Annotated in this window: 3 protein-coding genes; 1 reads left to right on the forward strand and 2 read right to left on the reverse strand. The window is 70.8% G+C overall.

The genetic code is table 11. The annotated features are described in order from the left end of the window. Positions 1 to 282 (forward strand): adenylyl-sulfate kinase (locus AC5JJ6_RS05665; protein WP_496041106.1); only part of this gene is annotated, 282 nt, incomplete at its 5' end. Here AC5JJ6_RS05665 and selB read toward each other — a convergent pair. After that, positions 279 to 2,174, reverse strand: coding sequence for a selenocysteine-specific translation elongation factor (gene selB / locus AC5JJ6_RS05670; protein ID WP_496041107.1), 1,896 nt, complete (start codon positions 2,172 to 2,174; stop codon positions 279 to 281). The genes AC5JJ6_RS05665 and selB overlap by 4 nt on opposite strands. Next, positions 2,171 to 3,192: L-seryl-tRNA(Sec) selenium transferase (gene selA / locus AC5JJ6_RS05675; protein WP_496041108.1), on the reverse strand; the 1,022-nt coding region annotated here is incomplete at its 5' end. The genes selA and selB, both read right to left, overlap by 4 nt.

The following is a 3,192-nucleotide window of genomic DNA, read 5'->3' on the forward strand; positions in this document are numbered from 1 at the left end:
ATCGGCGGCGCCTATTTCCGCGAAGTCTACGTCGCGGCCGATCTGGAGACCTGCGAATCGCGCGATCCCAAGGGCCTCTACCGCCGCGCCCGCGTCGGCGAGATCCCGGAGTTCACCGGCGTTTCCGCTCCCTACGAGGCTCCGGAAGCGGCCGAGCTGGTGATCGACACCGGTGCCCTCGCCATCGACGAAGCGGTCGCCGAACTGGTCGCCTTCGCCGAAGCCACCACCGCCCTGAAGCATCCGCGCGACGTGACGGACGGCCCGGGCGACGGCATCTAGGGGTCCGGCGCCCTCCCATCCGCCTCCGAGATCACCCGCCGGTCGTCCAGCCGGCGGGTGAACCGTATGGCGTCCAGGTGCTCGAGCAGCGGGATGCTGTATTTCCGGGATATTCCCAGCAGCTTGCCGAGATCGCCGACCAGAAAGCCGCCGTTCCGGTCCGCCAGATGGGTCTTCATGATCCGTTGCGCTTTGTCCAGCGCGTCGCGATGGAACAGGATATCGCGCTTCTGGACCCGGTCGGCGGCCCGGACCAGCACGCCGGTCCGGGTCAGGTACAGGATCGCCTGAAAGCGCTCCCGGTCGTTCCCGACCACGGCGGAAGCGTCGGGCGGCATCAGCCCGCCGGTCAGGAACTCCCGTTCGACCGCAGCGATCAGACGGCGAGAGCGCTCCGGCAGGAGAGCGGCCGGGTCGAAGTCGCGATGCCGCAACCTTCCCTGCTCGTTCCGCAACTCGCCGCGCCGGACGAGTGCCGCCGCCATGGCGCCGGCGTTCCTGCCCAGCCGGTCCCGCGGGAGGCCGGGTTCGGCCGGATGGTCGCGGTGGTGCTTCTCCACCAGCGCCAGCACCTCGCATTCGAGCGTGCGGCCAGCCGCTTCGTCGAGCGCAGTACCGTCCGGCAGCAGGATCGCACCGGCATCCTTCAAGTATCCGTGCAGCCGGTGCGGCGATACCGCCAGCAGCCGGGCCAGTTCGGCCCCGGTGCATCCCGCCGTGCCGGCGGCGCGCAGGCGGTCGGCCAGGATTTCCGCCGGTGCCGCCTCCGCCAGGATGCGCAGTCCCGCCAGCGTCCGTCCGTCGTGCCGGCGGTGGCGCCGCGACACCGGATCCAGGATGCGTCCGCCGCCGATGGTAGCCGGCGGCGACGGTGTCCGGATGATGAAGGGCTCACCGGCAGGCACCGCGACGGGAGACTCCGTGAAGAGCTGGACCGGGGCGCTCGTCCCCGGTTCCAGCCGGTCGCGGTCGAGCAGCCGGAGCCGTGCCGAGGTCTCGACCGTTCCGGTCAGCAGCCGGACCACCGCGCCGCTCCGAAGCTCCTTCGAAGCCGTTGCCAGCATCGTCAGCTTGGCGTCGAGCCAGCGCGAGCCGGTCAGCAGACCGGGTGACGCCAGCGCCGTCCCGCGCGGAACATCGGATTGCTCGACCCCACGCAGGTTGACGGCGGTGCGCCGTCCGGGCGGCGCCGTCTCGACCGGGCGGCCATGGATCTGGAGGCTCCTGACGCGGGCCTTCCTGCCGCCGGGCGTCAGTTCTACCTCGTCGCCGACGCTCAGGGCGCCGCGCCTCAACGTTCCGGTCACGACGGTCCCGAAGCCTGGCACGGCGAAGACCCTGTCGGTCGGCAGCCAGAAGACGCCGGAGTCGGCTGATCCTGCCGAACCCTCCGGCAAGTCTCCGAGCAGCCGGCGCAGTTCGTCCAGCCCCTCTCCCGTCACTGCCGAGGTCCGCACCGCCGTCACCTCGGCGATTCCGGCGTCCCGGGCGAGACCGGCGGCGGCTTCTCCGGCGGCGACGGCATCGTCCACCGGGACGAGGTCGCATTTGGTGACCGCGACGATGCCGCGCCGGACGCCGATCAGTCCGGCGATGCCGGCATGCTCGACCGTCTGCGGCTGGATGCCTTCCCGGGCATCCACAACCAGCAGGACGGCGCCGATCCCGGTAGCGCCCGAGATCATCGTGCGGACGAACCGCTCGTGGCCCGGCATGTCGATCAGGTCGATCTCGCCCCCGGCGACAGCCAGATGCGAGAAGCCGAGCACGATCGAGATCCCGCGCCGCTTCTCCTCCGCCAGCCTGTCGGTGTCGATGCCGGTCAGCGCCCCGACCAGTGCCGTCTTGCCGTGGTCGACATGGCCGATCACCCCTACCAGAGCGCTCCTCATTCGGTTGCGGACTCCATAAGTACGGTCCCGACCGCGTCGGCAACGGTTGGCAGATCGCAGTCGTCGAGCGTCCGCGCATCGAGCGTCAGCCGCCCGCCGGCGATGCGCCCGACGACCGCCGGCCGGTGAAGCCGCAGCCGGCGCGCCAGTTCCGCCGTACCCAGGCCGCTCGCCCTGATCGTCACGATCCGGGTCGGCAGGGCCGTTTCGGGCAGGGAGCCGCCGCCGGAATAACTGTTGCCGTCGGTGGTATCCACCTCCAGCCCGCCGATCCCGCGAAGGCGCGCCGCCAGATCCTCCGCCCGCCGTTCCAGCACGGGCATCGGCGCCGCCAGCATGGCGAGCACCGGCACCGACGCGACCAGCCGGTCGGGGTTGCGGTAGAGCTTGAGCGTCGCCTCGAGCGCGGCCAGCGACAGCTTGTCGATCCTCACGGCGCGCAGCAGCGGGTGGGCTTTCAGGATTCCGATCAGGTCCTTCCGGCCGACGACGATGCCCGCCTGCGGCCCGCCCAGCAGCTTGTCGCCGCTGAACATGACCAGATCGGCGCCGGCTGCGACGCTCTCGCGCACGGTCGGCTCATGGGGCAGGCCGATGGTCCTGAGGTCGAGCAAGGTGCCGCTGCCGAGATCCTCCATCAGCACCAGTCCCCGTGCCCTGGCAAGCGCTGCGAGTTCGGTCATGGCCGGGGCGCTGGTGAAGCCGACGATGCGGTAGTTGCTTTGATGGACCTTCACGATGGCACGGGTATCGGGCGTGACCGCGGCCTCGTAGTCGGATGCCCTGGTCTTGTTCGTGGTTCCGACCTCCACCAGCCGGGCACCGCCTTGCCGGATCACGTCGGGCACGCGGAACGAGCCGCCGATTTCCACCAGTTCCGACCGCGACACCAGCGCTTCGCCGCCGTGGGCGATGGCGCTGACCGCCAGCAGCACGGCGGCGGCGTTGTTGTTGACGACAAGGGACGCCTCGGCCCCCGTCAACTCGTGCAGCAGCCCGGTCACGGCCGCGTAGCGCG

Source organism: Skermanella sp. (assembly GCF_059503625.1).